Origin of the sequence: Streptomyces sp. NPDC007095 (assembly GCF_040634475.1) — a bacterium.
Taxonomy (GTDB): domain Bacteria; phylum Actinomycetota; class Actinomycetes; order Streptomycetales; family Streptomycetaceae; genus Streptomyces.
This window is the reverse complement of the sequence record NZ_JBEYFS010000430.1, coordinates 1-4654: the sequence shown is the minus strand read 5'-3', so window position 1 is coordinate 4654 and position 4654 is coordinate 1. Positions and strand designations below refer to the sequence as shown.

Genomic DNA, 4654 nt, shown 5'->3' with positions numbered 1-4654 from the left:
AGCGGCGCCGGGCCGCTGCCGCCCGTGCCGAGCGCGGCGGGCGGCATCTGCTCCCGCTGCACCTGCCGCGGCACGGAGGCCGCCATCGCGCCGGCGGACGGCACGGGCGCGGTCGGCCCGGCCTGTGGTCCGGCGGCCGGACGCGGGCCGCCGGGCTTGGGCTGCCGGGTCGGCTGGGGCTGCGTCTGCGATACGTCCCCGGGGGCGCCCTGCGCCGCGCCCAACAGCGCCTGCGGTACGACGAGTACGGCCTGGACTCCGCCGTAGATGTTGGTCTGGAGCCGTACGTGGATACCGTGCCGCCGGGCGAGCTGGGACACCACGAACAGACCGATCCGGCCGTCCTGGAGGAGGCTGGCGACATTCACCTGATCGGGGTCGGTGAGCAGCGCGTTCATCTTGTCCTGTTCACCCACGGGCATGCCCAGGCCCCGGTCCTCGACCTCGACCGCGAGGCCGGAGGTGACCAGGTTGGCACGCAGCAGCACCTGGGTGTGCGGGGCGGAGAACACCGTGGCGTTCTCGACGAGTTCGGCCAGCAGGTGGATGACGTCGGCGACGGCGTGCCCGCGCAGGGTGCCATCGATCGGGGGTACCAGCTTGACCCGCGAGTACTGCTCGACCTCGGCGATCGCGGACCGCAGCACCTCGGTCATGGAGACGGGGTTGCTCCACTGGCGGCGTGAGACGGCGCCGCCGAGCACGGCGAGGTTCTCGGCATGCCGGCGGATGCGGGTGGCGAGGTGGTCGACGTGGAAGAGGCCCTTGAGCAGGTCCGGGTCCTCGATCTCGTTCTCCAGCTCGTCGAGGATCGAGATCTCGCGGTGCACGAGGGACTGAAGCCGCCGCGCGAGATTGACGAAGACCTCGACCTTCTGCTCGCTGCCCGCCTGGCTGGAGAGTTGGGCTGCCTGCACGACGGCGGTGACGGCGCCGTCGTGCGCGCGGGAGAGGTCGGCGGCGAGCAGCTCGAACTCGTCGGCGTCCGGCTTGGGCCGGTGGCGCGGCTTGGGCGCGGGAGGGCTCTCGCCCCGGCGCAGGCCCTCGACGACGACGCGCAGGTCGGCCTCGGTACGGGCGCTGCCGCGGCGCAGGGCGCCGATGCGTTCCCGTACGGACGTGGCGGCCCGGTCGGCGCCCACGGCGGCGATCAGGATGCCCGCGAGGGCCACGGACCCGGCGCCGGCGAGCACCGCCCACAGGACTACGCCGGGGCGTGTGCCGGTGGAGCGGACCGTGAACAGCACGGCCGCACAGCCGCTGAGCGCCACCGCGATCGGCGGCAGGACCGCCAGGCGCAGCAACTGGGGCCGTAGGCGGGTCTCGGGCTGTGGGGGAACCGTGCGGGCGAGCGGCCGCCCGTGCCGCCCGCCCTCACGGCGGTCTGCGCGTGCGGCCGGTGCGCGGAGGTGAGACATCTGCGTCCTCGTACTGGTGCGTCGGGTGCCACGGGGGCTCCCGCGGGTCTGCGCGACTCGGGCGTGCGCCATCGCGATGCCGGTCGAGAGAGCCGAAAAAATCGGCCCCGCGTCGCCCGACGGCAACTGACAGTAGTCGCCAAGCCATCATGTGCGGTGGGCAGTTGACAAACTCCCCCGGAAGGCGTCCCGCTCTGGTATGAGGCCTCGTACGACAGACCGATATCCCTCTCGGACGCACGTTCCCTTGCACCACCGATCCGATCAGAGCTGGTCGGAACCGGTCGCGAACAAACAGCGAGGGCCGGGGAGCAACTCGCTCCCCGGCCCTCGCCGTCGATCGGACATTCAGGAAATTCAGCTCACGGACACCGTCTCCGGCTCTCCGGTGCCCTCGGAAGCTTCGCCCACGGCATCACCCGGAGTGTTGGAAACGGAGACATCCGCTCCGGACTTCTCGACTGCGGGCCAGCCACCCTTGGGCGGCACGGCCACACCGCGCCACCAGGGCTCGGACGGGACGGTCTCGGCAGCGGGCTCGAAGGGCTGGCCGGGGCGGGGCAGCGCGACGCGGGCGCCCACCGCGTGCGCGGCGGCCATCGTGCCCTCGCCGGGCTCCACCCACGGGTGGGTCGCCAGGTTGAACGTGGCCCAGTGGATGGGCAGCATCACGCCGGTGGGGCGCCCGCCCTGGAGGTCCAGGTGGGTGCGCATGCCCTCCTCGGGCGTCATGTGGATGTCGGGCCAGAACTCGCTGTACGCCCCGATCTGGATCATCGTGATGTCGAACGGGCCGTGCTCGGCGCCGATGTCCTTGAAGCCTTCGAAGTAGCCGGTGTCCCCGCTGTGGTAGATCCGGTGCTCGTCACCCGTCACCACCCAGGAGGCCCAGAGCGTGTGCTGGGTGTTGCGCAGGCCCCGGCCGCAGAAGTGCCGGGCGGGTGTCGCGGTCAGGGAGATGCCGCCGACCTTGGTGCTCTCGTTCCAGTCCAGCTCGCGCAGCCGGTCGGGCGAGACGCCCCAGTGCTCCAGGTGGGCGCCGACGCCGAGCGGCACCGCGAAGACCGTGTCCGTGTCGGCCAGGGCCTTGATGGTGGGCAGGTCGAGGTGGTCGTAATGGTCGTGCGAGATGACGACGACGTCGACCGGGCCGAGCGCGGCCAGCGGCAGGGGCACCGGGTGCAGCCGCTTGGGCCCGACGAAGTCGAAGGGGGAACAGCGCTCGCCCCATACCGGGTCGAACAGCACCCGGTGCCCGTCTATCTCGGCCAGCACACTGGAGTGCCCCATCCAGGTGATCCGCAACCCGCTCGCCGCGGGCTTGGCGAGGTCGGCGAGCGTGGTGGGGTACACCGGCACCGTGCCCGCGGGGGCACGGTGGGCGCGCTCCTCCTTGCGGAAGAAGACCTTCGCGAACTCGAGCATGGAGCCGTCGGGGCGGGTCCGGGCACTCACCGGGTTCTGGAAGACACCGTCCGCGAAATTCGGCGATCTGCGGATGCGCTCCATGCGCTCACCGCCGGGGTCCGCGCCGAAGGCGGCGGGCTGCAACGCGCGGAGCCCGGAGCTCAACGTACGGAAACCGGTCACGGTACCTCCAAGTGGAGTCGGTCAGGCTTTCCATTATGGTCGGCCCCTCTGACAGCGCCGGGTCGACGGTGTCACAGCGCGATGTCCCCGGTACACACCGCGAGGTCCGGGCCCCGGTGTGACACGCCCGGGGTGACACGCCCGGGGTGACACGCCTGGGACCCGATGTCACATCCGTGGGTGCCGGTCCGTCGTCTCGGTGAGGGCGCCGAAACGCGGCACCCGACCCGTACACGGAGGTGGCCCCCATGGCTCGCGTTTCCCTAACCCCGCGGCGCACGATCTTCTTCCGCGTCATGGAGTGGTACTCGAAGCGGACCTACGGAAAGGTCCTCGACCCCGGCCGGGCACTCGCCCACAATCCACGTGTCCTGCGGTCCGATCTGGCCTTCGAGCGCTCGGTCGCGAAGTGGAACGCGCTGGACCCGGACCTCAAGGCGCTCGCGGAGATGGCGGTGTCCGCGTCGATCGGGTGCTCCTGGTGCATGGACTTCGGCTACTGGGTCAGCCGCGAGCGCGGGATGGCCCGCGAGAAGCTGCTGGACGTGCCGTGCTGGCGCGAGAGCGAGGCGTACACGCCGCTGGAGCGGGACGTCCTGGAGTACGCCGAGGCCGTGACGGCCACCCCGCCCGCCGTGCGGGACGAGTTGGCCGACCGGCTGCGCGACCGCCTGGGCGAGCCCGCCTTCGTCGAACTGACGGCCATGGTGGCGGTGGAGAACCTGCGCTCGCGCATCAACTCGGCGCTGGGGCTGACCAGTCAGGGCTTCAAGGACTCGTGCGACCTGCCGGCCGCCGCACACCAGGCGCCTTCGGAGAAGTAGCGGACACCCGCGAGGCCCCCGGGGGGCCGGCCTGGGGCGTGTTGTGAAAGTAGGCGTTGGGCCTGTCGAGCCATGAAATTAATGGTCGCCCAGGGACGTTGATCACTTCATGACTCGACGACCAGCGCCTCGCCCACTGTCCGACGAAGCCCTCTCCAGCTTGCTTGGCCAGCAGCAGTTCGGCACGCTCGCCACCATGAAGCACAGCGGCCACCCCCACCTGACAACCATGGTGTACAGCTGGGACCCCGAAGCCCGCATTGTGCGGTTATCGACCACGGCCGACCGGGTCAAAGTCCAGCACCTGCAACGCAATCCACGTGCGGCGCTGCATGTGCCGGGCGGCGACGTGTGGTCGTTTGCCGTCGCCGAAGGCGAGGCCGTGGTCTCTGAGAGCACGACGGTTCCTGGGGACGCGGTCGGTCGGGAGCTGCTCGAGATGATCCCGGAGGCCGGGAGGCCCGACGACGAAGCTGCGTTCCTGGAGGAGTTGGTTGCCGAGCGCCGGGTGGTTATCCGGCTGAAGGTGGACCGACTGTACGGCACGGTGCTCAACCTCGACGGCTAGGAAATATCGGTTCCGCGCTGGTCACAGCCATTCGTTGAGGACTGCGACCAGCACGGTCGCCTCGTAGCGGACAGCGAGTTTGCCGTGCCTCGTTGCCACAGCCCGGTGCCGCTTGAGGCGGTCGATCCCGCACTCGACGGCATGGCGCTCTCTTTCAGACCCTAGGCCCTGTCGTCAAATTCCCGTCTGCCCCGCGACGCCATGCACGCACTCTCACCGCACCAGGCACAGACCCGAGTACGTCCAGTACGAGG

The 4654-nt window shown here is 70.5% G+C and carries 4 protein-coding genes; 2 read left to right on the top strand and 2 right to left on the bottom strand.

Features of this window, described 5'->3' with window-relative positions:
* Together ABZ656_RS56640 and ABZ656_RS56635 are read right to left on the bottom strand one after the other, a co-directional pair.
* On the bottom strand, positions 1 to 1418 hold a 1418-nt coding region (locus ABZ656_RS56640; protein ID WP_360280366.1), incomplete at its 3' end, for an ATP-binding protein.
* Positions 1419 to 1775: 357 nt separating this feature from the next.
* Positions 1776 to 3008 (bottom strand): MBL fold metallo-hydrolase, encoded by a 1233-nt coding sequence (locus ABZ656_RS56635; RefSeq protein ID WP_101402179.1) that lies wholly within the window; start codon positions 3006 to 3008, stop codon positions 1776 to 1778.
* A gap of 248 nt (positions 3009 to 3256) precedes the next feature.
* Here ABZ656_RS56635 and ABZ656_RS56630 point away from each other — a divergent pair, with 248 nt between their 5' ends.
* Positions 3257 to 3832, top strand: a complete 576-nt coding sequence (locus tag ABZ656_RS56630; RefSeq protein ID WP_101402178.1) for a carboxymuconolactone decarboxylase family protein — start codon at positions 3257 to 3259, stop codon at positions 3830 to 3832.
* Between the two features lie 109 nt (positions 3833 to 3941).
* Positions 3942 to 4400 (top strand): TIGR03618 family F420-dependent PPOX class oxidoreductase, encoded by a 459-nt coding sequence (locus ABZ656_RS56625; RefSeq protein WP_101402177.1) that lies wholly within the window; start codon positions 3942 to 3944, stop codon positions 4398 to 4400.
* Positions 4401 to 4654 lie beyond the last annotated feature (254 nt).

Bases quoted from the DNA above. Each gene is read 5' to 3' on its own strand.
- ABZ656_RS56630 (WP_101402178.1), top strand. From the start codon at position 3,257: ATGGCTCGCGTTTCCCTAACCCCGCGGCGCACGATCTTCTTCCGCGTC.
- ABZ656_RS56625 (WP_101402177.1), top strand. From the start codon at position 3,942: ATGACTCGACGACCAGCGCCTCGCCCACTGTCCGACGAAGCCCTCTCC.